The sequence below is a fragment of the Pseudomonas tumuqii genome, from assembly GCF_013184545.1.
Lineage (GTDB): Bacteria > Pseudomonadota > Gammaproteobacteria > Pseudomonadales > Pseudomonadaceae > Aquipseudomonas > Aquipseudomonas tumuqii.
The window spans coordinates 1-24,043 of sequence record NZ_JAAOJA010000004.1; the positions used below are offsets into that span (position 1 = coordinate 1).

At 61.8% G+C, this 24,043-nt stretch carries 23 protein-coding genes, 3 tRNA genes and 1 pseudogene; 15 read left to right on the top strand and 12 right to left on the bottom strand.

Annotation, left to right across the window (positions count from 1 at the left end; translation table 11 throughout):
• Nucleotides 1–226: 226 nt before the first annotated feature.
• Genes G9C89_RS08965 through G9C89_RS08975 form a run of 3 tightly spaced genes read left to right on the top strand, consistent with a single transcriptional unit; the run spans nt 227 to nt 3,789 of the window.
• Nucleotides 227–886 (top strand): paraquat-inducible protein A, encoded by a 660-nt coding sequence (locus G9C89_RS08965; RefSeq protein WP_172147534.1) that lies wholly within the window; start codon nt 227–229, stop codon nt 884–886.
• A complete protein-coding gene (locus G9C89_RS08970) occupies nt 873–1,496 on the top strand; it encodes a paraquat-inducible protein A (protein WP_172147535.1) in 624 nt (207 codons plus the stop codon). Before G9C89_RS08965 ends, G9C89_RS08970 begins: the two co-directional genes overlap by 14 nt.
• A complete protein-coding gene (locus tag G9C89_RS08975) occupies nt 1,489–3,789 on the top strand; it encodes a PqiB family protein (protein WP_172147536.1) in 2,301 nt (766 codons plus the stop codon). Before G9C89_RS08970 ends, G9C89_RS08975 begins: the two co-directional genes overlap by 8 nt.
• Before the next feature lie 57 nt (nt 3,790–3,846).
• On the opposite strand, the gene mksF is transcribed toward G9C89_RS08975, so the two are convergent.
• The 3 genes from mksF to mksB form a co-directional block, all read right to left on the bottom strand.
• Complete coding sequence (gene mksF / locus G9C89_RS08980) at nt 3,847–6,678, bottom strand: Mks condensin complex protein MksF (RefSeq protein WP_172147537.1); 2,832 nt, start codon at nt 6,676–6,678, stop codon at nt 3,847–3,849.
• On the bottom strand, nt 6,675–7,370 hold the full coding sequence (mksE, locus tag G9C89_RS08985) for an Mks condensin complex protein MksE (protein ID WP_172147538.1): 696 nt from the start codon (nt 7,368–7,370) through the stop codon (nt 6,675–6,677). Before mksE ends, mksF begins: the two co-directional genes overlap by 4 nt.
• 86 nt (nt 7,371–7,456) lie before the next feature.
• Nucleotides 7,457–8,695 carry an Mks condensin complex protein MksB gene (gene mksB / locus G9C89_RS08990; RefSeq protein ID WP_172147539.1) on the bottom strand — a complete coding sequence of 413 codons (1,239 nt, stop codon included), beginning with the start codon at nt 8,693–8,695 and terminating at the stop codon, nt 7,457–7,459.
• 236 nt (nt 8,696–8,931) lie between these two features.
• Here mksB and G9C89_RS08995 point away from each other — a divergent pair, with 236 nt between their 5' ends.
• The 6 genes from G9C89_RS08995 (at nt 8,932) to rimI (ending at nt 15,278) form a co-directional block, all read left to right on the top strand.
• Nucleotides 8,932–9,540 (top strand): hypothetical protein, encoded by a 609-nt coding sequence (locus tag G9C89_RS08995; RefSeq protein ID WP_172147540.1) that lies wholly within the window; start codon nt 8,932–8,934, stop codon nt 9,538–9,540.
• A 298-nt stretch (nt 9,541–9,838) separates the two neighbouring features.
• Nucleotides 9,839–10,936 carry a carboxynorspermidine decarboxylase gene (locus tag G9C89_RS09000; protein ID WP_172147541.1) on the top strand — a complete coding sequence of 366 codons (1,098 nt, stop codon included), beginning with the start codon at nt 9,839–9,841 and terminating at the stop codon, nt 10,934–10,936.
• A 30-nt stretch (nt 10,937–10,966) separates the two neighbouring features.
• Nucleotides 10,967–12,211 (top strand): saccharopine dehydrogenase family protein, encoded by a 1,245-nt coding sequence (locus G9C89_RS09005; RefSeq protein ID WP_172147542.1) that lies wholly within the window; start codon nt 10,967–10,969, stop codon nt 12,209–12,211.
• A 208-nt stretch (nt 12,212–12,419) separates the two neighbouring features.
• Nucleotides 12,420–13,967, top strand: coding sequence for a 2-isopropylmalate synthase (locus G9C89_RS09010; RefSeq protein WP_172147543.1), 1,548 nt, complete (start codon nt 12,420–12,422; stop codon nt 13,965–13,967).
• Nucleotides 13,964–14,758, top strand: coding sequence for an energy transducer TonB (locus tag G9C89_RS09015; RefSeq protein WP_172147544.1), 795 nt, complete (start codon nt 13,964–13,966; stop codon nt 14,756–14,758). Before G9C89_RS09010 ends, G9C89_RS09015 begins: the two co-directional genes overlap by 4 nt.
• Before the next feature lie 67 nt (nt 14,759–14,825).
• Entirely contained in the window at nt 14,826–15,278 is a 453-nt protein-coding gene (gene rimI, locus G9C89_RS09020) for a ribosomal protein S18-alanine N-acetyltransferase (protein ID WP_172147545.1), read from the top strand.
• Here the strand turns inward: rimI and G9C89_RS09025 are convergent.
• Nucleotides 15,267–15,674 (bottom strand): hypothetical protein, encoded by a 408-nt coding sequence (locus G9C89_RS09025; RefSeq protein WP_172147546.1) that lies wholly within the window; start codon nt 15,672–15,674, stop codon nt 15,267–15,269. The genes rimI and G9C89_RS09025 overlap by 12 nt on opposite strands.
• Nucleotides 15,675–15,943: 269 nt before the next feature.
• Here G9C89_RS09025 and can point away from each other — a divergent pair, with 269 nt between their 5' ends.
• A complete protein-coding gene (gene can, locus G9C89_RS09030) occupies nt 15,944–16,588 on the top strand; it encodes a carbonate dehydratase (protein ID WP_172147547.1) in 645 nt (214 codons plus the stop codon).
• 4 nt (nt 16,589–16,592) lie between these two features.
• A complete protein-coding gene (locus tag G9C89_RS09035; RefSeq protein ID WP_390623785.1) occupies nt 16,593–17,501 on the top strand; it encodes a DMT family transporter in 909 nt (302 codons plus the stop codon).
• 81 nt (nt 17,502–17,582) lie between these two features.
• On the opposite strand, the gene G9C89_RS09040 is transcribed toward G9C89_RS09035, so the two are convergent.
• Nucleotides 17,583–18,116: a DUF3087 domain-containing protein gene (locus G9C89_RS09040; RefSeq protein ID WP_172147548.1), complete on the bottom strand. Its 534-nt coding sequence runs from the start codon at nt 18,114–18,116 to the stop codon at nt 17,583–17,585.
• Nucleotides 18,117–18,582: 466 nt separating this feature from the next.
• Here G9C89_RS09040 and G9C89_RS09045 point away from each other — a divergent pair, with 466 nt between their 5' ends.
• The 4 genes and pseudogenes from G9C89_RS09045 (at nt 18,583) to G9C89_RS09060 (ending at nt 20,071) form a co-directional block, all read left to right on the top strand.
• A complete protein-coding gene (locus G9C89_RS09045) occupies nt 18,583–18,858 on the top strand; it encodes a hypothetical protein (protein ID WP_172147549.1) in 276 nt (91 codons plus the stop codon).
• Nucleotides 18,859–18,881: 23 nt separating this feature from the next.
• Nucleotides 18,882–19,374 (top strand): annotated as a pseudogene (locus G9C89_RS09050) (tyrosine-type recombinase/integrase); the annotation flags it as partial.
• Between the two features lie 35 nt (nt 19,375–19,409).
• Complete coding sequence (locus tag G9C89_RS09055) at nt 19,410–19,655, top strand: FitA-like ribbon-helix-helix domain-containing protein (protein WP_172147890.1); 246 nt, start codon at nt 19,410–19,412, stop codon at nt 19,653–19,655.
• Nucleotides 19,652–20,071 (top strand): type II toxin-antitoxin system VapC family toxin, encoded by a 420-nt coding sequence (locus G9C89_RS09060; protein ID WP_172147550.1) that lies wholly within the window; start codon nt 19,652–19,654, stop codon nt 20,069–20,071. Before G9C89_RS09055 ends, G9C89_RS09060 begins: the two co-directional genes overlap by 4 nt.
• A gap of 94 nt (nt 20,072–20,165) precedes the next feature.
• Here the strand turns inward: G9C89_RS09060 and G9C89_RS09065 are convergent.
• The 7 genes from G9C89_RS09065 to G9C89_RS09095 form a co-directional block, all read right to left on the bottom strand.
• A tRNA-Met gene (locus tag G9C89_RS09065) sits at nt 20,166–20,242 on the bottom strand.
• Between the two features lie 78 nt (nt 20,243–20,320).
• A complete protein-coding gene (ychF, locus tag G9C89_RS09070; protein WP_172147551.1) occupies nt 20,321–21,421 on the bottom strand; it encodes a redox-regulated ATPase YchF in 1,101 nt (366 codons plus the stop codon).
• Nucleotides 21,422–21,441: 20 nt separating this feature from the next.
• Nucleotides 21,442–22,032: an aminoacyl-tRNA hydrolase gene (gene pth, locus G9C89_RS09075; RefSeq protein ID WP_172147552.1), complete on the bottom strand. Its 591-nt coding sequence runs from the start codon at nt 22,030–22,032 to the stop codon at nt 21,442–21,444.
• 69 nt (nt 22,033–22,101) lie between these two features.
• On the bottom strand, nt 22,102–22,725 hold the full coding sequence (locus G9C89_RS09080; RefSeq protein WP_172147553.1) for a 50S ribosomal protein L25/general stress protein Ctc: 624 nt from the start codon (nt 22,723–22,725) through the stop codon (nt 22,102–22,104).
• A gap of 115 nt (nt 22,726–22,840) precedes the next feature.
• Nucleotides 22,841–23,782: a ribose-phosphate pyrophosphokinase gene (locus tag G9C89_RS09085; protein ID WP_090505108.1), complete on the bottom strand. Its 942-nt coding sequence runs from the start codon at nt 23,780–23,782 to the stop codon at nt 22,841–22,843.
• A gap of 46 nt (nt 23,783–23,828) precedes the next feature.
• Nucleotides 23,829–23,903: transfer RNA gene (locus tag G9C89_RS09090), tRNA-Gln, on the bottom strand.
• A gap of 55 nt (nt 23,904–23,958) precedes the next feature.
• Nucleotides 23,959–24,033, bottom strand: a tRNA-Gln gene (locus G9C89_RS09095).
• Nucleotides 24,034–24,043 lie beyond the last annotated feature (10 nt).

Consider the following 24,043-nt stretch of genomic DNA (forward strand, 5'->3'; position numbering starts at 1 on the left):
AGTAGTGAAACGATGCATCGCCGATGGTAGTGTGGGGTTTCCCCATGTGAGAGTAGGTCATCGTCAAGCTTATATTCCAAACCCCCCATCTGCGTAAGCAGGTGGGGGGTTTGTCTTTGTGCGCGGAAAAGACCGGGCGCAGGCATCCCATCCTGCGATGTCAGAAGGCACGGTTCTGTGCTCTGCTCGTCTAGAATAGTCATTCACTTCGCTTGAGCCTTTGCATATGGCCGATTCGGCTGAATCTCATGACTTGTCGACGCTGCCACTGGATGAATTGGTTGCGTGCCATGAGTGCGATCTATTGATGCGTCGGCCGCAGTTGGCGGATGGCGAGCGGGCTGAGTGCCCACGTTGTGGTTTTGAGCTTTACTCCCAGCGCCATCAGGTTGTAAGACGCAGCCTGGCTCTGGTGCTTGCTGCCCTGTTGCTTTACGTCCCCGCTAATTTTCTGCCAATCATGCAGCTGAACTTGCTCAGTCAGACGACCGAGGACACGGTGTGGAGTGGTGTGGTTGGGCTGTATGAAAGTGATATGCAGGGCGTGGCCGTGGTGGTGTTTCTCTGCAGCATGGCGGTGCCTTTGCTCAAGCTGCTTTGCCAGCTACTGGTGTTACTGAGCATTGCCTGGAACATTGGCCGTGGCTATGGCTTGCTGTTCTACCGTATCTATCACCATCTGCGTGATTGGGGCATGCTCGAGGTTTATTTGATGGGCATCCTGGTGGCGATCGTCAAGCTGGCCGATATCGCCGACTTGAGCCTGGGGATTGGCTTGGTGTGTTTCGTGGCCTTGTTATTGGTCCAGGTTTGGCTGGAGGTTACGATGTCCCCGCATCAGATTTGGCGGGCGTTATCCGGGGAAGATGCACATGCGGGCAATTGATGCGGGCCTGTTGGTGTGCCACGAATGCCATATGCTGAATAAGCTGGAGCCTGACAGTCCCAGGCAGTTTTGTTCGCGTTGCGGGGGCGTTATTCATGCCCGTCGCCCGAACAGCCTGATTCGTACCTGGGCATTGCTGCTGACGGCTGCGCTGCTGTACATCCCCGCCAATCTGCTGCCGATCATGACCGTCAACTCGCTGGGCAAGGGGCAGTCCGACACCATCATGTCGGGCATCATCGAGCTGGTGCACCTCGGTATGCTGCCGATTGCCGCAGTGGTGTTCATCGCCAGTATTCTGGTGCCGACGTTCAAGTTGTTTGGCATTGCCTTGCTGCTGTATTCGGTGCAGCGCCATCAGCCAATCTCGGTGCGTCAGCGGATAGTCATGTACCGCTTTATCGAGTGGATTGGTCGCTGGTCGATGTTGGATATTTTCGTGATTGCGATTCTGGTCGCGGTGGTCAAGTTCGGCAGCCTGGCGAGTATCGAGCCTGGTTTCGGTTCGATTGCCTTCGCCAGCGTGGTGATTTTGACGATGCTCGCGGCTTTAACTTTCGATCCCCGCTTGATCTGGGATAACACGGAGTCGAATGACGACCATGACTGATTTACCGACGGCGAGAACGCGTCCCGCTTCCAACTGGTCGGCCATCTGGGTGTTGCCGCTGATTGCCTTGCTGATCGGTATCTGGCTGGTTTGGCGCGCCTACAGTCAGGCAGGCATCGACATTCAGGTGGTCTTCCCGAGCGGCGAAGGCATTCAGGCCGGCAAGACTGAAGTGATTTACAAGGGCATGGCGATCGGCAAGGTCAAGGCGATGACACTGGATGACAGTGGTGAAAACCTCGGCGTTGTCGCTACTGTGGAAATGAACAAGAAGGTTGAGCCGCACCTGCGCAGTAACACGCGCTTCTGGCTGGTCAAGCCGAGCGTGAGCCTGGCGGGTATCACCGGATTGGAAACCCTGGTGTCGGGTAATTACATTGCGGTAAGTCCTGGTGACGGTGAGCCGACTCTGGAGTTCGAGGCCCTAGTCGAGCCCCCTCCGTTATCGGATGACCGGCCCGGGTTGCATCTGACCTTGAAGGCCGAGCGCCTCGGTTCGCTGAATCGCGACAGTCCGGTGTTCTACAAGCAGATTCAGGTTGGCCGGGTGAAAAGTTATGCCCTCGCCGACGATCAGAGCACGGTCGAGGTGAAGCTTTATATCGAGCCGACCTATGCCGCCCTGGTGCGCAAACATACGCGGTTCTGGAATGCCAGCGGCATCAGTATCGACGCCGGATTGTCGGGTTTCAAGCTGCGCAGTGAGTCGTTGGCCAGCATAGTGGCGGGCGGGATCGCCTTCGCCACGCCGGAGCATCGCAAGGAGAGTCCGGCGACCGACCCGAGCATTCCATTTCGCCTGTATGAAGATTTCGACGCAGCTCAGGCCGGCATCAGGGTGCTGGTCAAGATGACCGATTTCGAAGGCTTGCAGGCCGGACGCACGCCGGTGTTGTACAACGGCGTACAGGCCGGCACCTTGAAGGCGCTGAAGATCAATGATGACCTGACCGGCGCCTTGGCCGAATTGAGCCTCGATCCGCGCACTGAAGACTACCTGGTTGATGGCACCGAGTTCTGGGTGGTCAAACCGTCGATTTCCCTGGCCGGTATTACCGGTCTGGAGGCGCTGGTCAAGGGCAATTACATTGCCGTGCGCCCCGGCGAGAAGGGCGCGACAACCAAGCGCGATTTCGTGGCGCGGCCCAAGGCCCCACCACTCAACCTGGATGCGCCCGGCCTGCACCTGGTGCTGTTCAGCGAAAGCCGGGGTTCACTGGACGTCGGCAGTCCGATCCTCTATCGCCAGGTAGCTGTCGGTTCGGTGCAGAGCGTTCAGCTCGCGCGCGACAATCGGCGTGTGGTCTTTGGGCTGCACGTCGCGCCCGAGTATGTACATCTGGTGAACAGCTCGACGCGTTTCTGGAATGCCAGTGGAATTACCTTGAAAGGCGGTTTGTCCGGGGTCGAGGTCAAGAGCGAGTCGCTGCAGACCCTGTTGTCTGGCGGCATCGCGTTCGAAACCACGGATATGCAGGCACCTGCCCTGTCCAGACGAGTGCCGCGCTTCAACCTCTACGAGAGTCGCGAAACGGCCATGCAGGATGGCATGGCAATCACCATCAGGGTGGAGCGCGGTGATGGCCTGAGTCCGGGCACGGCGATACGCTACAGAGGCCTGGATGTCGGCAAGGTCGAAAGTATCGAGCTCAGTGATGACCTGCAGGCTGTGGTTTTGCGTGCTCGCGTGACCCTGGCGACTGAGCAGATCGCCCGGGTTGGTACGCGGTTCTGGGTGGTCAAACCGGAGTTCAGCCTGACCCGCGTGACTAACCTGGATACCCTGGTCAGTGGCCAGTACCTGGAAGTGCTGCCGGCGCACAAGGCCGCGTCCCGACAGACCGAATTCATCGCGCTGGCCCGACCGCCGAGCCAAGAGGTGGAGGAGCATGGCCTGCATCTGGTGCTCAGCACCACGCGGCGCAGCTCGCTGAAAGCCGGGGTGCCAGTGAGTTATCGGGAAGTGCCGGTGGGCAAGGTGACTGGCTATGAGCTGGGACCGACCGCGGATCGGGTGCTGATTCATATCCTCATCGAGCCGCGCTATGCCGGCCTGGTGCGCACCGGCAGCCGTTTCTGGAATACCTCGGGCGTTGGTTTCGAGGCGGGACTGTTCAAGGGCGTGAAGGTGCGTAGCGAGTCCCTGGAAACCCTGATCGAAGGCGGCGTGGCGTTCGCCACGCCGGAGGAGCCCACGAGCAACCAGGCCCGGGCGGGACAGACCTTTGCCCTGTTCGACGAGCCACAGGGCGAATGGTTGGGTTGGGCACCGAAGATCGCCTTGCCGAAATAGGCACATCACAACTAATCAGGACCGCCTAGGCGGGCCGGGTTAGTTGTGTCGGATGTTTCAGGCCGGTTCGACAGCTTCGACAGGCAGAGCCTGTGTTTTGCTGGTCTCCCGGCGCTGGATGTATTTCCAATCCGCCTCGTCGATATAGATGCCGTTCGGTCCGCTGCCGCCTTCCAGGTCGATGGCCACATGGGCCGAGACCTGCGGCTTGACCGAGGCGAGAATCGGCACGAAGCCCAGTTGCAGGCTGGTTTCGATCAAGGCCTGCTGGTTCTTCTCGTCGATATCCGCCGCCTCGTCGAGGTAGTAGGGCAGGCGGATGCGTCCGGCCTGATCGCGATCCATCAGGTGCAGCAGCAGATACATGTTGGTCAGCGCCTTGATGGTCATGGTGGTGCCGTTCGACGCTGCGCCGTCGATATCGGTGTGGATCACCGGCTGGCCATGCACCTTGGTGATCTCGAAGGCCAGCTCGAACAGATCCTTCAGGCCCAACTGGTTATGGTTGGCGGCGACCAGGCGCGCCAGATATTCCTTGGCTTCCTCGTTCTTGCTGTCCTGATCGCTGCTCTGCTGCAGGTCGAACACCGAGAGGGTCTCGCCTTGCTCGTACTGGCCAGCGCTGTGGATGATCTGGTCGATATGCTTGAGCGCGTCCTTGTTCGGCGCCAGAACGATGCGAAAACTCTCCAGGTTGGAGACCTGGCGCTTGTTGATCTCGCGGTTGAACAGCGCCAGCTGGTGTTCCAGGTTGTCGTAGTCGCTGCGGATATTGCGCAGGGTGCGGGCGATATCGGTGACGGCGGCGCGGCGGGCTTTGGTCAGGGTCAGCGCTTCGTCCTGGCGATGGGCATAGGCGTTGACCAGCAGGTGCAGGCGGCGTTCGACGTCGTCCTCGCTGTCGAACTTGGCCACGCCTTTCAGGCGTACCTGGGCATAGAGCGCCTCGATCTGCCCATCGACCCGCTGCAGGCCCTGCCAGGCGTCCTGGTAGTCGTTGAGCAGCGGCAGCAGGTTGTCCAGGGAATCGTCCAGCGGGTCGGTGAACGGCGTGCCGAACGGCAGATTGGCCGGCAGCAGCTGGCGGCGGCGCAGGGCGTCCTCCAGGGTGCGCTGCTTGGCTTCCAGGTCGGCCAGCTGACGGCCGACCAGTTGCAGCTTGGCGGACAATTGTTGCACGCGCTCGGTAAAGGCGTCCGAGGCGCGCTTGAGTTCGTCCTGGGCGGCTTCCAACTGCGCAAGCTGTTCCAGCTTGCCGTTTTCTTCCACCGCCAGGGTCTGGCTGCGGCGGAAATCCTCCAGGGCTTTCTGCGCATCCAGCACGGCCTGGTACAACTGTTCGGCCTGGGCCTTGCTGGCGGCGCGGTCGGCGGCCACCGCCTGCTGGGTTTTCAATTGCTTGTATTCGCGCTCGAGGCGGTCTTTCTGGTCGCGCAGCGCGGCACGGTCGGCCAGCGCTTGCAGGGCCGGCGGTTCGATATGCGAGAGGTCGATGGACAGGCCCGGTACTTCGAAGCGCTCGCCCTTGAACCCATCCAGCACGGCTTCCAGGGATTTTACCCAGGCCTCGCCATCGCCAACTTGAATACCTTTTTCACCCAGTGGCAGGCTGAACAGCTGGCCATTGAACAGGCGCATCAGGCGGTCGACGTCGGCCTGGGAGAACTCTTCGCGCAGGCGCGAGTAGCTGTTGTTGTCGGCGTGTTCGAGCTGCTGCTTGACCGACTTCAGGCGTTTGTCCAGATCGCTCAGGCGCTCGTCCAGATCTTCGCTGGAGAACTGCCGCGACTGCGCCAGGGCGCCGGCCAGTTCGTCGTGGGCGTCCTTGGCGGCGAGCAGTTGCGCCTCCAGCACTTGCACGTCGCTGACCAGGGCGAAACGGTTCTTCAGTACGGCCAGCTCGCCGAGCCAGCGCTGGATTTCGCTAATCTCGCGCTCCAGGCGCATCAGCTCGGCGGTGCCGCCGCGTTGTTCGTGCTGCAGGCCATCCTGTTCGCCGCGGTAATGCTCGGCCTGGATCACCAGCTCTTCGCGGCGCGCGCCGGCATAGTCCTGCCAGGTGCCGAGCAGGGAATCGAGCAGTGGCGACAGGCGATGCAACTTGCCGCGCAGTTGCTCGCGTTGGGCCACGCCGGCGGCCAGGGCCTCGATCAGCGGCCCGGCGCTGACCAGCGCCTGGTAGTCCTGCTCCATCCGGCGCACATCGCGGAACGCCTCTTCGGTGGCGGCGATGTAGTCGACGCTGCCCGAGCGCAGGCTGTGCTCGAAGGCGTCGAGGAACAGCTGCTTGAGCTTGGCCGCGGTGATCTCGCGCATATGCAGCAGGTTGATGAACAACGCGCGGAAGGTCTTCAGACTCTGCTCGCTGGTCGAGCGCAGCGGGATCAGGGTCAGGTCCAGCGGTATCGAGGTGTGGCCGCCGACCAGCAGGCGGCGCAGCTCTTCCGGCTTGAGCTCAAAGGCCTTGATGCCTTCGCGCTCCAGGGCGTTGAACAACTCGCGCTGACGCAGGCAGGTGCCGTCCTTCTGGTAGTGGGCCAGGTCCAGCTCGCCCTGGTAGGCGAAGAACTGGTGACCGAAACCGCCGCCCGGCCCGCGCCCGGCCACACCGATCACGTGGGGGCCGTGGGGCAGGGCGACTTCGACGAGGATGTAGCTGGTATCGGTGGCGAAGTAGAACTTGCGCGACTGCTCCAGGCTGTACTTGCCGAAGCTCATGTCCGACATGCGCGCCAGGATGGGGAACTGCAGGGCGTTGATCGAGGCGGATTTGCCCAGGTTGTTGGCACCGTACACCGACAGCGGGTTTTCCAGGGGAAACAGGCCGAGGCTGTAGCCGGCGGTGTTCAACAGGGCAAAGCGGCGAATGCCGTAGCGTTCCTGGCTCATGCGAGGGTCTCCTGTACGGCGTGTTCGTCGGCCATGGCACGGGCCAGGGCGTCTTCTTCGGATTCGTCGGCATACTCTTCGGCGAGGCTGATGATGTCGTCCTCGGCTTCATCGTCCAGCAGCACCGGGGTCGGCAGCGGCAGGGCGCTGTGCAGCGTGGCGGCCAGGTCGCGATCCTGCTGCACGCTCAGGCAGACATCGAGAAAGCGGTGCATGGGGGCGAGGAAGCGGTAGATGCCGTTGTCTTCGCTGGCAAAGCCCAGCTGGTTCAGGCGGCGCATGACTTTTTCTTCCAGCTCCTCAACGCTGGTGACCTCGGCTTGGAGGAACAGGTCACGGTATTTTTCCAGCAGCGGCGGCAGTTCATCGCGGCCGAGGCTGCCACCGTCGAGCACGGCCAACGGGTCGCGGCCCTGGTCGGCGAGGTGCTCGACCAGGATGAAGGTGAACAGTGCCAAACGCTGGGCGGTCTTGTTGACCTGGGCGCCCATCTGCTCGGGAACGAAATAGTAGAAGCCGCGGCTATCGCAGACCAGCTCATAGCCGAGCGCCTTGAACAGCGCGCGGTACTGGTCCTGCTGGTTGGACAGCTGAGCATACAGCTCCGGGTCGCGGCGGCTGACGTGATACCCCTTGAACAGCTCGCGGAAGATCGGTGCCAGTTGGGTCAGTTCTTTCAGGTCGATATTCATGGCAATCCATTCGCTGCGGCGGCAGCGCGTTGTACGTAGGGTGCGCGGTGCGCACCGCGGATTCGGTTGTGCTGCGCGCGAGCAGCCTATGGCGCGGCGCGGAGCAAGGTGAATGAGCTCAGGCTGAGCTGGTGCTCGGCGGTCAGGTAATCGCGGCGTTCCAGGCGCTCGCGCTGGAAGCGCGCGTCACGCGACAGGCGCGAGAACCAATACAGCAGTTCGTCGGTGGCACCTTCGGGTTCCTGCGTCAGCAGCCAGCTCATCAAATCCGGCAGCGGCAACGCCTGTTCGCAGCGTTCGAGCATCTCGCGGGCGGTGCGTGGCGCGCGCGGTGCTTCGCCCTTGCGCGCAGTGCTGGCCTTGGGGAATTGCGCCGGCTTGGGCTCGAAGCGCGCCAGCGCATAGACATAGGCCTCGACCTGCGACGCGGTACCGAGAAAGGTGCTCTGCGGCCGGCTGAACAGCGGCAAGGATGCCTGCGGCACCGCGTCGAGGCCTTTACGGCGGATCGCCGCCAGGGCCAGGGCCGCGCCACGGGTGACGGCGTTGTGCCGACGCGCCTCCTCGCGCAGCGGCAGCAGCAGTTCGCGGGCGCGGCGCAGGGTCAGTTGGGCGGTGGTCTGCATCTCCAGGATGCGCGCGTGGGTACGCAGCAGCAGGTCATCGTCGACCAGTTGGCCGAGGCGCTGCTGTTCGCCGAGCAGGCGCAGCAACACATGCTCGACGCGGTAGACGCCCTGCTCGAAGGCGCCGTCGGCGGCGACCAGCTGGATCATCGGCTCGACGTATTCGTCCCAGGTCGCCAGCACCTCGGCGTAACGCTGGCGCAACGGGATCTGCCGGTCGCTGGTCTTGGCCCGCTCGGCCACGGCGACCAGCGCCTGTTCGTCGTTGGCCAGCTTCTTCAGCACGTCACGCACGCGCATATCCAGCAGGCGCAGCTGGCGCGCCAGGTCGGCGGCGTCGCGCACCTCGAAGGCGTCCTTGATATAGCCGGCCAGGCGCTCGAGGTGGCGCAAATAGGCCTCGATCTCCAGACACAAGCCCAAGCGGTGCTCGCGGCGCAGGTAGGCGAGGAAGTCGTGGATCTGCGCGTTCAGCTCGAAGCGGTTGGGGCTCTTGGCCACCGGCACCAGGATGTCCAGGCGGATCCACTGGTCGAGCAGGGCGGTAATGTCCACCGGCGTGCTCTCCGGCAACTGCGCCGTCAGCTGTTTGCGCAGCTCGATCAGGCTCAGGGTGCCGCTATCGAAGCGCTCGCAGAGCGGTTCGAGCAACGTCCAGTGTTCGGCAAGGGCGCGCAGTACGCGCTTGGGATCGATCATCGAAGGCCGGTCGCTCAATCTGGGAAAAACGCCGATTGTACTGCATCGACCGGCAATCGATTGAGCCTGAACCGATCGGAGGCGCTTTGTTGGCGCAGGTGACGCAATGCGGCAGTTTGCGACCGCCGCAGTCGTGCTCGGATTATCCGAATGCGCTGGAAGCCCCATTCAAGTGACTGAATTCGCTGGCATGTTTTCTGCGATAGCCGATCAAAGCCCCTGCTGGGATCGAGCCTATGTCGTCCACCTCCGCCGCCTATGTCGATGCCTGTTGGCGCGAGTTGCAGGATCAGCGTGACCTGGACTGGGATCTCGACGCCATCACCGACCGTCGCGAGGCAATCGCCTTCCTGCAGCGTTTCGAGAACCGCCTGTGCGTCTACTCGGGTTATGCGGCAACGCTCTACAGCAGCTACAGCTTCGTGGTGCCGCCGAGCGATCATGGCGACATCACCATCCTCCCGGACGAGCGCTGCTGGAGCGAGACCTTCCATGACATCCCGGCCCATGCGGTAGAACCCACCGGTATCCATATCCTGCCGGGCGAAACCATGGGCTACCCTGGCCTCTATTTGAAAATTCCCAGCCACAATCGCCTGGTGGCCTCCAGGGAATTGCCGTTTCAGGATGGCCTCAGGTTGCTGATCCAGCGCTATCGGTCCAGGGGCGAGTCGTTCCTGCCGGTGTTGATCAAGGAGGATCTGCGCGGGTTCGAGGCGCGCATGCCGTCGTTGCACCTGCACCGTCTCAATCCGCTCCAGCTGGCGCACTGCTCGCCACCGAGCATCAACGCGATCAAGGGGGCAATTGCCCGGCACCTGCTCGGGTTGTTTCGCCAGGGCTGAGTCGCTTTGCGCCGCAATAACCTGCAATCGGCGCGTCTGCATGGCACATTGCTGTCACCAGTTGGTCATTCTTGCTGTGCATCCTGTCTGGCGCCTGCAACCATAGGCTACGGGCGCTCCAGCGCGGCTGCGGCTGGCCGGCGCTTGCGTTAAAGCGTCGCCAATGGTCGGTTGTCAGACGAAATATCCCCGTTGCTCTTTCGATATGCGTCGGTTATCGGCACAATTCGCCTCCACTTTTTGGGGAGGGGGTTGGCACTGCTGATTTCCTGCCGGCTGACCTTGTATAGGCACACAGATGATCAAGACGCCGTACTACCTCATCGACAAGCAAAAGCTGCTGGGCAATCTGCAGAAGATTGCCTATGTGCGCGAGCAGTCCGGGGCCAAGGCGCTGCTGGCGCTCAAGTGCTTCGCCACCTGGTCGGTATTCGACCTGATGCAGCAGTACATGGACGGCACCACCTCGTCGTCGCTGTACGAGCTCAAGCTCGGTCGGCAGAAGTTCGCCGGCGAAACCCACGCCTACAGCGTGGCCTGGGCCGACGATGAAATCGACGAGATGCTGGCCAACTGCGACAAGATCATCTTCAACTCGATCGGCCAGCTCGAGCGCTTCGCCGAGGCGTCCGCCGGCAAGGTGCGTGGCCTGCGGGTCAACCCGCAGGTGAGCAGCTCGGATTACCTGCTGGCCGACCCGGCACGCCCGTTCAGTCGCCTGGGTGAGTGGGACCCGAAAAAGATCGCCGGGGTGATGGATAAGGTCAGCGGTTTCATGTTCCACAACAACTGCGAGAACTCCAGCTTCGAGCTGTTCGAGCAGATGCTGAGCTCCATCGAAGAGCGCTTCGGCCATCTGCTTGAGCAGGTCGAGTGGGTCAGCCTGGGTGGCGGTATCCACTTCACCGGCGAAGGCTATCCGCTGGATCAGTTCTGCGCACGCCTCAAGGCCTTCTCCGAGCGTTTCGGCGTGCAGGTCTATCTGGAGCCGGGCGAGGCTGCAATCACCCTGAGCGCCTCCCTGGAAGTCACGGTGCTCGACACCCTGTTCAACGGCAAGCATCTGGCCGTGGTCGACAGCTCCATCGAAGCGCACATGCTCGATCTGTTGATCTACCGTCTGGACGCCAAGATGGCCCCCTGTGATGGCGAGCACAGCTACATGGTGTGCGGTAAATCCTGCCTGGCTGGGGATATCTTCGGCGAATACCAGTTCGATCGTCCGCTGACCATCGGCGATCGGCTGTCGTTTATCGACGCAGCGGGTTACACCATGGTCAAGAAAAACTGGTTCAACGGTCTTAAAATGCCGTCTATTGCAGTGCGACAACTCGATGGCAGCGTCGAGCTGGTTCGTGAGTTTGGTTTCGACGACTACCTGTCCAGTCTTTCCTGAAGACCGGCGGTTAAAGGAGGTACAAAGAAATTGAAGAAGAATGTTCTGATCATTGGTGCAGGAGGTGTCGCCAAGGTGGTGGCCCACAAGTGCGCGCAGCACAACGACGAGTTGGGTCGTATTGCTATCGCGTCGCGCAACATCTCCAAATGCCAGGCCATCATCGACAGCGTAAAGGCCAAAGGCAGCTTGAAGCAGCCGGCCGAGATCAAGGCTTACGCGCTGAACGCGCTGGATATAGCAGCAACCAAGGCACTGATCCGCGAGACCGAATCGCAGATCGTCATCAATGTGGGTTCGGCGTTCCTCAACATGTCGGTGCTGCGCGCCTGCATCGAGACGGGGGCTGCCTACCTCGACACCGCCATCCACGAAGAACCGGGCAAGGTCTGCGAAACGCCGCCCTGGTACGGCAACTATGAGTGGAAGCAGCTGGCCGAGTGCCAGGAAAAAGGCGTGACCGCCATCCTCGGCGTCGGTTTCGACCCGGGCGTGGTCAATGCCTATGCTGCATTGGTGCAACAGCAGTACTTCGACAGCATCGAGTCGATCGACATCCTCGACGTCAACGCCGGTTCCCACGGCAAGTACTTCGCCACCAATTTTGATCCGGAAATCAATTTCCGCGAATTCACCGGCCAAGTCTGGAGCTGGCAGAACAGCCAGTGGACCAGCAACAAGATGTTCGAAGTCAAACGCACCGACGACCTGCCGGTGGTCGGCGAGCAGAATCTGTACCTGACCGGGCATGACGAGGTGCATTCCCTGTCCAAGCACCTGAACGTGCCCAATGTGCGTTTCTGGATGAGCTTCGGGGAGCACTACATCAATGTGTTTACCGTGCTGAACAGCCTCGGCCTGCTCTCCGAGCAGCCGGTAACCACAGCCGAAGGTCTGCAGGTGGTGCCGTTGAAAGTGGTCAAGGCCGTACTGCCGGACCCCGCCTCGCTGGCCCCGGGCTACAGCGGCAAGACCTGCATCGGTGACCTGGTCAAAGGCAGCAAGGACGGCAAACCGGTCGAGGTGTTCATCTACAACGTCGCCGACCACGCCGATGCCTATGCCGAGACCGACAGCCAGGGCATTTCCTACACCGCCGGCGTACCGCCGGTCGCCGCCGCTCTGCTGGTCGCCCGGGGCGATTGGGATGTGGCGCGCATGGCCAACGTCGAACAGCTGCCGGCCGAGCCGTTCCTCAAGCTGCTGGACGTGATGGGCCTGCCGACCCGGATCAAGGACGCCAACGGCGACCGTCCCTGGGATCAAGCCCTCTGATCGGCTGCGCCTAGCTCGCTCGATCAGCCCAACGTCCACCATTTTGGTGGGCGTTTTGCTTTCTGGCCCGTGGGAGGGGCTTTAGCCGCGATGGTACGCAGGCGTCCATCACGCTTCCCGCCCGCGGCATTTCACGCGACAATCAATCCTTATCGACATGCGCCCCCACATCGGGCGTGTGCTTCTGCGCATCCGTGAGGAACCCAGCATGAGCAGCAACGACCGCGTCATTATCTTCGATACCACTCTGCGCGACGGCGAGCAGAGCCCCGGCGCGTCCATGACCGGTGAAGAGAAGCTGCGCATTGCCAAGGCTCTGGAGCGTTTGCGAGTCGATGTGATCGAAGCCGGCTTCGCCATCGCCAGCCCGGGTGACTTCGCCGCGGTCAAGGCGATTGCCGACGCCATCAAGGACAGCACCGTGTGTAGCCTGTCGCGCGCCCTCGATGCCGACATCGACCGCGCCGCCGAAGCGCTCAAGGGCGCCAACTCCGGGCGTATCCACACCTTTATCGCCACCAGCCCGATCCACATGCAGTACAAGCTGCGCATGCAGCCCGATCAGGTGGTCGCGCAGGCGGTGCATGCGGTCAAGCGCGCGCGCAACCTGTGCGCCGACGTGGAATTCTCCTGTGAAGATGCTGGTCGTTCGGAGATCGATTTTCTCTGCCGGATTGTCGAAGCGGCGATCGATGCCGGGGCGCGCACCATCAATATTCCGGATACCGTGGGCTACGCGATTCCGCACCAGTACGCGGAGATGATCCGGCAGTTGCTCGAGCGCATTCCCAATGCCGACAAGGCGGTGTTCTCCGTGCATTGCCACAACGACCTGGGTCTGGCCGTGGCCAACTCCCTGGCCGCCGTGGTGGCCGGTGCCCGGCAGGTGGAATGCACGATCAACGGCCTCGGCGAGCGTGCCGGCAACGCCGCGCTGGAAGAGATCGTCATGGCGATCAAGACCCGCGCAGATCTGCTCGGCGTGCACACCCGCATCGACACCCCCCACATCCTCAGTACCTCGCGCATGGTCTCCGGCATCACCGGTTTCCCGGTGCAGCCGAACAAGGCCATCGTCGGCGCCAACGCCTTCGCCCATGAATCGGGTATTCACCAGGATGGTGTGCTCAAGCACCGGGAGACCTACGAGATCATGTCTGCCGAGTCGGTTGGCTGGAATGCCAACAAGATGGTCATGGGCAAACATTCCGGGCGTGCGGCGTTTCGTGCGCGGCTGGAGGAGCTGGGTATCGTCCTGGCCGGCGAGGGCGAACTGAACGCCGCCTTTGCCCGTTTCAAGGAGCTGGCCGACAAGAAACACGAAATCTTCGACGAAGACCTGCAGGCGCTGGTTTCCGACAGCCTGAGCGCCGAAGCGCCCGAGCACTTCAAGCTGCTGAGTCTGGAAGTGGCGAGCAAAACCGGCGAAGTGCCGCAGGCGCAGATCGTGGTCAGTGTCGATGGCCAGGAGCGCAGGGCGGCTGCGCAAGGCTCCGGTCCGGTGGACGCGACCTTCAAGGCCATCGAGTCGATTGCCAGTTCGCAGGCCAGCCTGCAACTGTACTCGGTCAACGCCATCACCGAGGGCACCGACTCCCAGGGCGAAGTCACCGTGCGCCTGGAAAAGGCCGGGCGCATCGTCAACGGCAATGGTGCCGACACCGACATTCTGGTGGCGTCGGCCAAGGCCTATATCAATGCCCTCAACCTGATGCAGGCCGGGCACAAGGCCCACCCGCAGGTGGCTGACGTTTGATTGCAGAGCTGCGGCGTCGCGCGTATCTGAGCGCCATGCAGGTGGCCAGTTGGCTGCCGCGGGTGGAGCTGCCTTTTGCTGCCCCCTCACGCCCGGAGCTGCTGCAGCCGGCAGCGCCGGAGGTGCCAGTCGCGGCCGCGCCGCCGGTCGCGGTGCCGGCCAGCGAACCCGCGCCGCCGAGCAGGCCCGAGCCGCCAGCCGAGCGGCCGAAGATCGAGGTGCCGCGGCCCAGCGTCATGCCCCGCAGTGGCAAAGCGGACGCCGCTGCCGAGGCCGAGCCGCCTGTAGCGGCCAAGCCAGTGGCTGCGCCGCCGCCGCGTTTCGCCCTGCAACTGTTGCGCGCCGGCGACTGCGCCTTGCTGGTCGAGCTGCCGACCGGCGAACCCTTGCAGGGCCGCGATCCGGCCTACCTGCTGCTCAAGGATCTGCTGCGCGCCGCCGGCCTGCCGGACAGCCCGCAATTGGTCGGTGAGCCGGTACGTTGGCCATTGCTGGCGCGCGGCAGCATGGATCAGGGGCCACAGGCCGCGCTGGACTATGTGCAGAGCTTCATCGCCGCGCGCCTGGAGGAGCAGCAACCCTGCATCTGTCTGTGGTTGGTCGGTTTGCCGGCCATCCGCTTCGCTGGCGACGCCGATGCCGAGGCCTACAACCGCGAGTTGCAGATCGACGGCCTGGGGGCGGCCTGGGCGCTGCCGGGGCTGGAATTGCTGATGGACGAGCCGGTGCGCAAGGCCGAGCTGTGGCAAGCCATGCGCCGGGTGCGGCAACGCTGGCTGGCAACCTCTTGAGCAGTTCCAGCGTCGCCTGGTTTCGGCCATTTCGCCTACGTTTCAACCGCCTGTTGAGTCAACCCGAATGAGTGATGCGATTTCTTTCCGCCCGATGAGCGAGGCGGATATCGAGGCCGTGCTGAAGATCGAGTACGCCGCGTTCAGCCATCCCTGGACCCGCGGCATCTTCCTCGACAGCCTCAAGTCCTACGATTGCTGGGTGATGTTCGAGGGGCAGCAGCAGGTCGGCCATGGGGTGATCAACGTGATCATCGACGAGGCCCATCTGCTCAATATCACCATCAAGCCGGAGAGCCAGGGTCGCGGTTTCGGCTTGTTGCTGCTGGAGCGCTTGATGCAACGCGCCATGGAACTCAAGGCTGGCGAATGCTTCCTCGAAGTGCGCGCCAGCAACCAGTCGGCCTATCGCCTGTACGAGCGTTACGGTTTCAATGAAATCGGCCGGCGCCGCGACTACTACCCCGCGGTCGGCGGCCGCGAGGACGCGCTGGTGATGGCCTGCACGCTAATCGATTGAGCCGTTCGGCGTACGCTGTCGCGCTGAGTTGAGCGGCTCCTGGCCGGCCATTTCTTCTTCATCGAGAACATCGCCGGCACCAGCTTCGTCTGCGTCGACGATGCTCAGATCCATGTCAGCGGCCAGCACCTCACCTTGTTCAAAGGGCGAGCGGGCGCCGTCGTTCCTGATCAGGTCTTCTGCTTCCAGGTCGTCGCTGTCGGGGCCATAGCCGCGATCGTCATCGCCGCTCAGGCCTGCTGCACGGCGTTTGCCGGGGGAAAGCTCCTCCATTATCTGCTCTTGGGCACTGGGCTCGTTCGGCGCTCCTTCCTGAACAGCCTGATCGCGCTTGGACTCCTCTTGCTGGTTCGAGGCCTGCTGGGCTGTTGCGTTGGTTGTGCTGGATCGGCTCATCGGTATTCCTCTTTTGCGGAAGCCATAGGGGGTTGACGGTTCTGAACGCGGAAGATTCCCGCGAATTTCCCTCTGCGCTCGCTCGAGCGGGGCCGTTCGGCTGACATGAGTCGACGGGCCCGGCGGTAATGCGGCCGTTTGAGGGTGCCCGGGCTCGCGCGATTCGACACTGTCTGCATCATTTCGGCTGTGACGGCAACGCCAAGTGGCTTGTCAAAGGCCATGTGCGCTCCGTATGGTGCGCATCGATACTTTAGGGAGCCGATGGTATGAGTGACTTACAACACCTCTTCGACAACAACGAACGGTGGGCCGAGGCCATCACCCAGCAGGACCCCGCGTTCTTCGCCAAGCTGGCCCGCCAGCAGGCGCCGGAATACCTGTGGATCGGCTGCTCCGATGCACGGGTGCCGGCCAACGAGATCGTCGGCCTGTTGCCGGGCGATCTGTTCGTCCATCGCAACGTCGCCAACGTGGTGCTGCACACCGACCTCAACTGCCTGTCGGTGATCCAGTACGCGGTCGACGTGCTCAAGGTCAAGCACATCCTGGTCACCGGTCACTACGGTTGCGGCGGCGTGCGGGCCTCCATGCAGGACACCCAGTTCGGCCTGATTGACGGTTGGCTGCGGACCATCCGCGATCTGTATTACGAGCACCGCGACCATCTGGCGAAGTTGCCGAGCGAGGAGGAGCGGGTCGACCGCCTCTGTGAGCTCAACGTGATCCAGCAGGTGGCCAACGTCAGCCATACCACTATCGTGCAGAACGCCTGGCATCGCGGTCAGGAACTGTCGGTACACGGCTGCATCTACGGCATCAAGGACGGTCGCTGGAAGAACCTCAACGTCACCGTCAGTGGCATCGAACAGCTGCCGCCGCAATACCGCCTGCGTCCGCTCGGCCAGAACTGAGGTGGTGCACAGTTCGCGCAGCCTGGCCATGCTCGGCCTGCTGCTGGCCGTGCTGTGCTGGTCGGGAAACGCCCTGGTGGCGCGCGCCTTCGCCGGCGAGATCCCGCCCTTGGCCCTGTCGTTCTGGCGCTGGTGCCTGGCCCTGAGCCTGCTGCTGCCGTTCGTGCTGGCGCCGCTGTGGCGCCATCGCCCCGAGTTGCGTGCGGCTGGCTGGCGCCTGCTGGTGCTCGGCGGGCTCGGCATCGCCGGCTACAACTCGATGCTCTACAGCGCCGCGCAGACTACCGCGGCGATCAACATCACCCTGGTCAACACCTGCCTGCCGCTGATGACCTTTATCGGCGCCGGCCTGCTGCTCGGCGAATGGCCGCAACGCCGCGCCTGGTGGGGCATGGGCCTGGCCGCGAGCGGCCTGCTGGTGCTGATCGCCCAGGGCCGCTGGGCGACCCTGACCGCGCTGTCGTTCAACCGTGGCGACCTGATCATGCTGCTGGCCGTGGCCGACTGGGCGCTGTATTCCCTGCTGCTGCGGCGCTGGGCCAAGTACCTGCTGCCGATTCCGCCACTGGCGCTGCTCGGCGTGTTGATGCTGCTCGGCGTGCCGCTGATCCTGCCGTTCTACCTCTACGAACTCAGCCAGGGCGCCAGTTTCGCCGTCACCCCGAGCAACCTCGGCGCCATCGCCTATACGGCGGTATTCGCCTCGCTGGTCGCCTACCTTGCCTGGAACCACGGCGTGCGCGTACTCGGCGCCGCCAAAGCGGCGCTGTCCAACTACCTGATGCCGGTGTTCACCGCGGTACTCGGCTGGCTGCTGCTGGGCGAGGGCTTGCAACCCTTCCACTGGCTGGGCGGCGGGCTGATCTTCGGCGGACTGCTGCTGGGCACGCAGATGAGTGCCAGGCGCGGCTGATCGGTCGGGATGGGGGTGCAGGTCGGCGGCGCAGGCTGAGTGAAGCGAGACCCAGCGGCTGTTCGTGGGCCAGTGGCGCGGTTAGCGCGCCGCGTTGGCCTTCTTCACCGTCTCAAGCCAGGCTGGATCCAGCTGATTCTGCTCGGTATCCAGGCCCAAGGCCGCCATAGACTCCTTGTGTCGGTTGATCTCCGCGATCATCTGGCTGAGGGCGCTGGGGTTGCCGTCCAGGTGGTGCATCTGGGTCAGGCCCAGGTGATAGAAGCGCAGCAGTTTCATCGCGCTCGGATCTTGAGCGGCGACGCCGACGGTGACGTGGTGCATGACATTGGTGATGCTCATCAGCCTGCGCTTGAGCTGCCAGCCGTAGACGGCCGGCGCCATCCAGGGTTGCTGCCAGAACTTGAACCGCACCAGCACCACGGTCAGCAGCAGCCCGGCAATAATGCCGCCCAGATTCCAGCGAAAATTATCGCCGCCGGGTTCGCCGAACAGGCTCACGGCGGCGCTAGATAGCAGCATGCCCAGCAGCACAAAAAGCAGCACAATGATCAGGGTGCTGCGGCGCGTCTGCTGGCGGTATTTCTCAGGATTCAACTGCTTGATCTCGAACATCACCTGCGCAGGACTCCTCTGTTGAGTGAATAACCATATGGTGGGGCATTATCACCTAGAGCCATCGTGCTGGCGCGATTAACCGTGGGTTTGGCCATGCTGGCCTTGCCGGCATTGGCCGCTGCAAGGTAATACGGCCTCTGCGGGACTGGCTCATGCCTCCATGGCTTGGCGCCCTGTGCGTAGCCGCGAACAGCAGGAGACGCTCTCGCGACGGGCTCGATGTTTTCACAGTCGCTGAGCGAAATGAGCGGAAACCAATAAGCCCGTGCTGACTGTCAGTGTTGGTTAAACACGCAAGTCGCCAGGTGATCCCTTTATTGGCGTAAGGTTGAGGTCTCTTCGGGGGAACTTGCCTCGCCGTTAGCTGGTCCTTGAATCGCCAGCTTTGTCCGCCGATTGCCGCGTGCGACAGGTCGTGCATCAGTAGTCACCAGCGATCTAAACCCCAGTCAGGAGATGCGACGTGAGCAAAACAGCACAGGAATACGCGGATGAGTTGATGCCGCTGGGTTGTCTGCCTGAGCCTGAGGCGAACGAAGGAGCGCATAGTCGCTTCGTTAATGTCGATGTGGCCGCCGAGGATCGTACTCAGGAAACCAAGAACGCAGTCGCGCTGAGGCTGTGTGAGCGGTTCCAGCTTATATACCCCGACAGGGCGGTCTCGATTGGGCGCTTCGGGATCAATAACGAGGGGTGGCGCATGTGTTTCGACGTGGCGCCCGTGCTAGCCGGGGAGTAAATCTCAGCAGGCGCATGACCAACGCTCGGCTTCTCGGTGAGGGCAGGGCGTCGACGAACAACCACACCTATCCGGTTGCCCTGGTCTGCTTGAGCACTGGTGTGCACTGGGATGAAGCCGGAAGCCTGTCGCGAGGAGCCGTCTTTTGGGCAAGGCCCATTTTCACCGGATCAAGACTCGGCAGTCGCGCTCGGTGCCGATACCCAAGGAAGTCGAAGCTGCTGCGTTCAAGGTGGCCATGCCTGGAAACGGTCGGCTGTTCATGTCCTGCCGGGCTACATTTCGAAGCGCCTACGAACGCTGTGGCTTCCAGACACCAGGGCAGCTACCCACATCCTACGCCACACCTTCGCCAGTCATTACATGATGAGGGGAGGGGATATCCTCAGCCTGCAACGAATCCTCGGCCATTCATCCATCACCATGACCATGCGCTATGCCCACTTGTCGCCGGATCATTTGGAGTCTGCTTTGAGGCTGTCGCCCCTTGCGCAGTGCGGATATACTTCTGGGTGATATCAATGCAATCAATGATTTCATTTGGAGACGATATGGCCAGCATCACTATTCGAAACCTAGACGACGACCTCAAGGCTCAACTGCGTGTGGTTGCCGCAAGCCATGGCCGCTCGATGGAAGAAGAGGCCAGGGTCATTATTCGCCAAGCGTTATTTAAGCCAGAAAAGAGTGGTGGCTTAGGTAGTCGCATCCACGCTCGATTCGCTACCGTTGGTGGGGTGGATCTCGAAGTGCCTGCTCGCAAGGACAAGGCACGTGCCGCGAGCTTTGGCGAATGATCTTGCTGGATACCAACGTGCTTTCCGAGTTGATGCGGGCTAAGCCTGCTCCAGAGGTCTTGGCGTGGGTTGATGCCCAGTCTTCACGCGAGCTGTTCATCAGTGCCATCACCGTTGCCGAAATTCTCTACGGCATCGCCCGCATGTCTGATGGCAAGCGCAAGCAAGGTTTGCTCGAGCTGGCGACGCTGATGTTTGAAGAGGATTTTGCCGGTCGCATTCTTCCGTTTGATACAGAAGCGGCTATTCACTATGCAGGCTTAGCGGCTGAGAGTGAGGCAGAAGGGAAGGTCGTGGATATGGCTGACGGGCAGATCGCCGCAATCGCCGCTTTGCATGATGCGCGAGTCGCTACGCGCAATGTTCGTCACTTCGACTACCTGGGCGTTCCCGTGATCAATCCTTGGGAAGCTTGAGGTGGTCAGTCGGTCTGTAGGCACGCCGTAGTTACTTTGTAGTCACTTCGGAAAACAAAAAAGGGCTTAGCTTTCGCTAAACCCTTGTTTTGTTTGGTGGCTACGCAGGGACTTGAACCCCGGACCCCAGCATTATGAATGCTATGCTCTAACCAGCTGAGCTACGTAGCCGATGTGGCGCGCATTATTCGCGTCCAGGACTTTTCTGTCAACCCTGATGCGCGAATTTTTTCGCGTGCGATCAAGCGCTTAGACGTTGAAGCGGAAGTGCATGACGTCGCCGTCCTTGACGATGTACTCCTTGCCTTCCAGGCGCCATTTGCCTGCTTCCTTGGCGCCGGCTTCGCCCTTGTACTGGACGAAGTCGCTATAGGCGATGACCTCGGCGCGGATGAAGCCTTTCTCGAAGTCGGTGTGGATCACGGCGGCGGCTTGCGGTGCGGTGGCGCCGACCTTGACGGTCCAGGCGCGTACTTCCTTCACGCCGGCGGTGAAGTAGGTCTGCAGGTTGAGCAGTTCGTAGCCGGCGCGGATTACCCGATTGAGGCCGGGTTCTTCGAAGCCTAGGGCTTCGAGGAACATGTCTTTCTCTTCGCCGTCATCCAGTTCGGCGATTTCCGCTTCGATCTTGTTGCACACCGGCACCACGATGGCGCCTTCGGCGTCGGCGATGGCTTGCACCGCATCGAGCATCGGGTTGTTCTCGAAGCCGTCTTCGGCGACGTTGGCGATGTACATCACGGGCTTGCTGGTGAGCAGGTGGAAGCCCCTGACCAGTTGCTTCTCATCGTCGCTGAGGGTCTTCATCAGGGTGCGCGCCGGCTTGCCTTTGCTGAAGTGCGGGATCAGCTTCTCCAGCAGGGCTTTCTGTGCGACGGCATCCTTGTCGCCGCCCTTGGCGTTGCGCTGCACCTTGTAGAGCTGCTTCTCGACGCTGTCGAGGTCGGCGAAGATCAGTTCCAGGTCGATGATTTCGATGTCGCGCTTGGGGTCGATGCTGTTGGACACGTGGATCACGTTGTCGTCCTGGAAGCAGCGCACCACGTGGGCGATGGCATCGGTCTCGCGGATGTTGGCGAGGAACTTGTTGCCCAGGCCTTCACCCTTGGAGGCGCCTTCGACCAGGCCGGCGATGTCGACGAACTCCATGGTGGTCGGCAGCACACGCTCGGGTTTGACGATCTCGGCCAGTACCTGCAGGCGCGCATCGGGCATCGGCACGATGCCGCTGTTGGGCTCGATGGTGCAGAAAGGGAAGTTCTCCGCGCTGATGCCGGCTTTGGTAAGGGCATTGAACAGGGTGGACTTGCCGACGTTGGGCAGGCCGACGATGCCGCAATTGAATCCCATGGTGTATCCCTCGCGGAGAGTTAAGAGGTGGCTTTCTGGCTGTGCAGCTTGAGCATCGCTTTGTTCCAGTCGCCAGCGAGCATTTCCGGCAGCACGCCGAGAGCGAAGTCGATGCTGGTGTCGAGCAGTTCCTGCTCGCTGCGCGGCGCGCGGCTGAGGACGAAGTTGGAGACCATGCTGCTGTGCCCTGGGTGGCCGATGCCAAGCCGCAGACGGTGAAAGTTATTCTGGTTGCCGAGCTGGGCGATGATGTCGCGCAGGCCGTTATGCCCGCCGTGCCCGCCACCCTGTTTGAGTTTGGCGACGCCTGGCGGCATGTCGAGTTCGTCGTGGGCCACCAGAATGGCTTCCGGCGGGATGCGGAAGAAATTCGCCAGCGCCGCTACGGACTGGCCGCTGCGGTTCATGAAGGTGGTGGGGATCAACAGGCGAACGTCGCGACCCTGATGGCTGAACTTGCCCACCAGGCCGAAATATTTGCGATCAGTGTTGAGATTGACGCCCTGGTTGCTGGCCAGGCGCTCAACGAAAAGGGCCCCTGCATTATGCCGGGTCTGGTCGTATTCGGGGCCGGGGTTGCCCAGGCCGACGATCAGTTGTACGGCAGTCATGTCAGGAGCCCTTTCGTGGAAATAGCCCAGCCGCTAATGCGCCTGGGCTGGTTTCCGGCGGTGCGAGTATTACTCGGCAGCGCCTTCGCCTTCGCCTTCTACTACGTCTTTGACTACGCGCGAAGCGTGGATGTTGGCCACTGCCAGGTCGTTACCGTGAGCCAGTGCAACCAGTTCAACGCCTTTCGACAGTTTCAGGTCGGACAGGTGAACGATCTGACCGATTTCAACGGCAGCCATGTCGACTTCGATGAATTCCGGCAGGTCTTTCGGCAGGCAGGAAACTTCAACTTCAACCAGGGTGTGGGAAACTTCGCCACCTTGGGTCTTCACGCCAACCGAGGTTTCCTGGTTGAGGAAGTGCAGGGGGACGTGGGCGGTCAGTTTCTGGCCGGCAACCACACGGATGAAGTCGGCGTGCATCACGTAGCCTTTGGCCGGGTGACGCTGCAGCGCTTTGATCAGGACGCTTTCGGTGCTGCCGGCGACATTCAGGTTCAGCACGTGGCTGAACGAGGCTTCGTTTTCCAGCAGTTTGGCCAGTTCTTTGGCCAGCAGGCTGATCGACTGCGGGGCTTTTTCGCCACCGTAGATGACAGCAGGAACCATGGCAACGTTACGACGCAGGCGGCGGCTCGCACCTTTCCCCAGGTCGGAACGCACTTCAGCATTCAGGGCAAATTCAACAGTCATTTCACTTCTCCAAAATAACCAAACCGCCCTTCACGCTTGCGACCAGCGACCAGACGGTTAGGTAATAAGCCTCACCAACACAGTGGGGCGTTTCGCGTTCAGGGCGATTTCCGGGTTAGCGGAACATCGCGCTGATCGATTCTTCATTGCTGATACGGCGAACCGCTTCAGCGACTACCGGGGCGATATCCAGTTGGCGAATACGCGAACAGGATTGCGCGGCAGCGGACAGCGGGATGGTGTTGGTCACCACCAGCTCGTCGAGTACGGAGTTTTCGATGTTTTCGATCGCACGGCCCGAGAGTACCGGGTGGGTGCAATAGGCGAAGACCTTGGCGGCGCCATGTTCTTTCAGCGCTTTGGCCGCGTGGCACAGGGTGCCGGCGGTATCCACCATGTCGTCGACCAGGATGCAGGTACGGCCTTCCACGTCGCCGATGATGTGCATCACTTCGGACTGGTTGGCTTTCTCGCGACGCTTGTCGATGATCGCCAGGTCGACACCCAGAGATTTGGCGACGGCACGCGCACGCACCACGCCACCGATGTCCGGGGAGACGATCATCATGTTGTCGAAGCGCTGGTCTTCGATATCGTCCACCAGTACTGGCGAACCGTAGATGTTATCTACCGGGATATCGAAGAAGCCCTGAATCTGGTCCGCGTGCAGGTCGACGGTAAGAACCCGGTCGATGCCTACTACGGTGAGCATGTCGGCCACGACTTTGGCGCTGATTGCCACGCGGGCGGAGCGCGGTCGGCGATCCTGGCGGGCATAGCCGAAGTAGGGGATGACAGCGGTGATTCGGGTGGCTGAGGAGCGGCGGAAGGCGTCGGCCATCACTACCAGTTCCATCAGGTTGTCGTTGGTTGGCGCGCACGTCGGCTGAATCAGGAAAACGTCTTTACCGCGAACGTTTTCGTTGATTTCAATCATGATTTCGCCGTCGGAGAATTTTCCGACAGAGGCATCGCCGAGGGGGATGTGCAGCTGACGTACGATACGTCGCGCCAGATCGGGGTTAGCGTTCCCCGTAAAGACCATCATCTTGGACACGCGCAGTACCTGCCGGCTGAGGGTATACCTGGATGAGTATAGAAAATGGCAGGGGCGGCTGGATTCGAACCAACGCATGGCAGGATCAAAACCTGCTGCCTTACCGCTTGGCGACGCCCCTGTATCGTGTGTAACCCAATGCTGCTTGTCAGTTTATCGCTGCCCTGGGGCAGTAATGGCAGGGGCGGCTGGATTCGAACCAACGCATGGCAGGATCAAAACCTGCTGCCTTACCGCTTGGCGACGCCCCTGTAACTGATG

What these genes read in the sequence shown, in the direction of transcription:
- G9C89_RS08965 (WP_172147534.1), top strand. Translation starts at nt 227, where the DNA reads ATGGCCGATTCGGCTGAATCTCATGACTTGTCGACGCTGCCACTGGAT.
- G9C89_RS08970 (WP_172147535.1), top strand. Translation starts at nt 873, where the DNA reads ATGCGGGCAATTGATGCGGGCCTGTTGGTGTGCCACGAATGCCATATG.
- G9C89_RS08975 (WP_172147536.1), top strand. Translation starts at nt 1,489, where the DNA reads ATGACTGATTTACCGACGGCGAGAACGCGTCCCGCTTCCAACTGGTCG.
- mksF (WP_172147537.1), bottom strand. Translation starts at nt 6,678, where the DNA reads ATGAGCCAGGAACGCTACGGCATTCGCCGCTTTGCCCTGTTGAACACC.
- mksE (WP_172147538.1), bottom strand. Translation starts at nt 7,370, where the DNA reads ATGAATATCGACCTGAAAGAACTGACCCAACTGGCACCGATCTTCCGC.
- mksB (WP_172147539.1), bottom strand. Translation starts at nt 8,695, where the DNA reads ATGATCGATCCCAAGCGCGTACTGCGCGCCCTTGCCGAACACTGGACG.
- G9C89_RS08995 (WP_172147540.1), top strand. Translation starts at nt 8,932, where the DNA reads ATGTCGTCCACCTCCGCCGCCTATGTCGATGCCTGTTGGCGCGAGTTG.
- G9C89_RS09000 (WP_172147541.1), top strand. Translation starts at nt 9,839, where the DNA reads ATGATCAAGACGCCGTACTACCTCATCGACAAGCAAAAGCTGCTGGGC.
- G9C89_RS09010 (WP_172147543.1), top strand. Translation starts at nt 12,420, where the DNA reads ATGAGCAGCAACGACCGCGTCATTATCTTCGATACCACTCTGCGCGAC.
- rimI (WP_172147545.1), top strand. Translation starts at nt 14,826, where the DNA reads ATGAGTGATGCGATTTCTTTCCGCCCGATGAGCGAGGCGGATATCGAG.
- G9C89_RS09025 (WP_172147546.1), bottom strand. Translation starts at nt 15,674, where the DNA reads ATGAGCCGATCCAGCACAACCAACGCAACAGCCCAGCAGGCCTCGAAC.
- can (WP_172147547.1), top strand. Translation starts at nt 15,944, where the DNA reads ATGAGTGACTTACAACACCTCTTCGACAACAACGAACGGTGGGCCGAG.
- G9C89_RS09040 (WP_172147548.1), bottom strand. Translation starts at nt 18,116, where the DNA reads ATGTTCGAGATCAAGCAGTTGAATCCTGAGAAATACCGCCAGCAGACG.
- G9C89_RS09055 (WP_172147890.1), top strand. Translation starts at nt 19,410, where the DNA reads ATGGCCAGCATCACTATTCGAAACCTAGACGACGACCTCAAGGCTCAA.
- G9C89_RS09060 (WP_172147550.1), top strand. Translation starts at nt 19,652, where the DNA reads ATGATCTTGCTGGATACCAACGTGCTTTCCGAGTTGATGCGGGCTAAG.
- ychF (WP_172147551.1), bottom strand. Translation starts at nt 21,421, where the DNA reads ATGGGATTCAATTGCGGCATCGTCGGCCTGCCCAACGTCGGCAAGTCC.
- pth (WP_172147552.1), bottom strand. Translation starts at nt 22,032, where the DNA reads ATGACTGCCGTACAACTGATCGTCGGCCTGGGCAACCCCGGCCCCGAA.
- G9C89_RS09080 (WP_172147553.1), bottom strand. Translation starts at nt 22,725, where the DNA reads ATGACTGTTGAATTTGCCCTGAATGCTGAAGTGCGTTCCGACCTGGGG.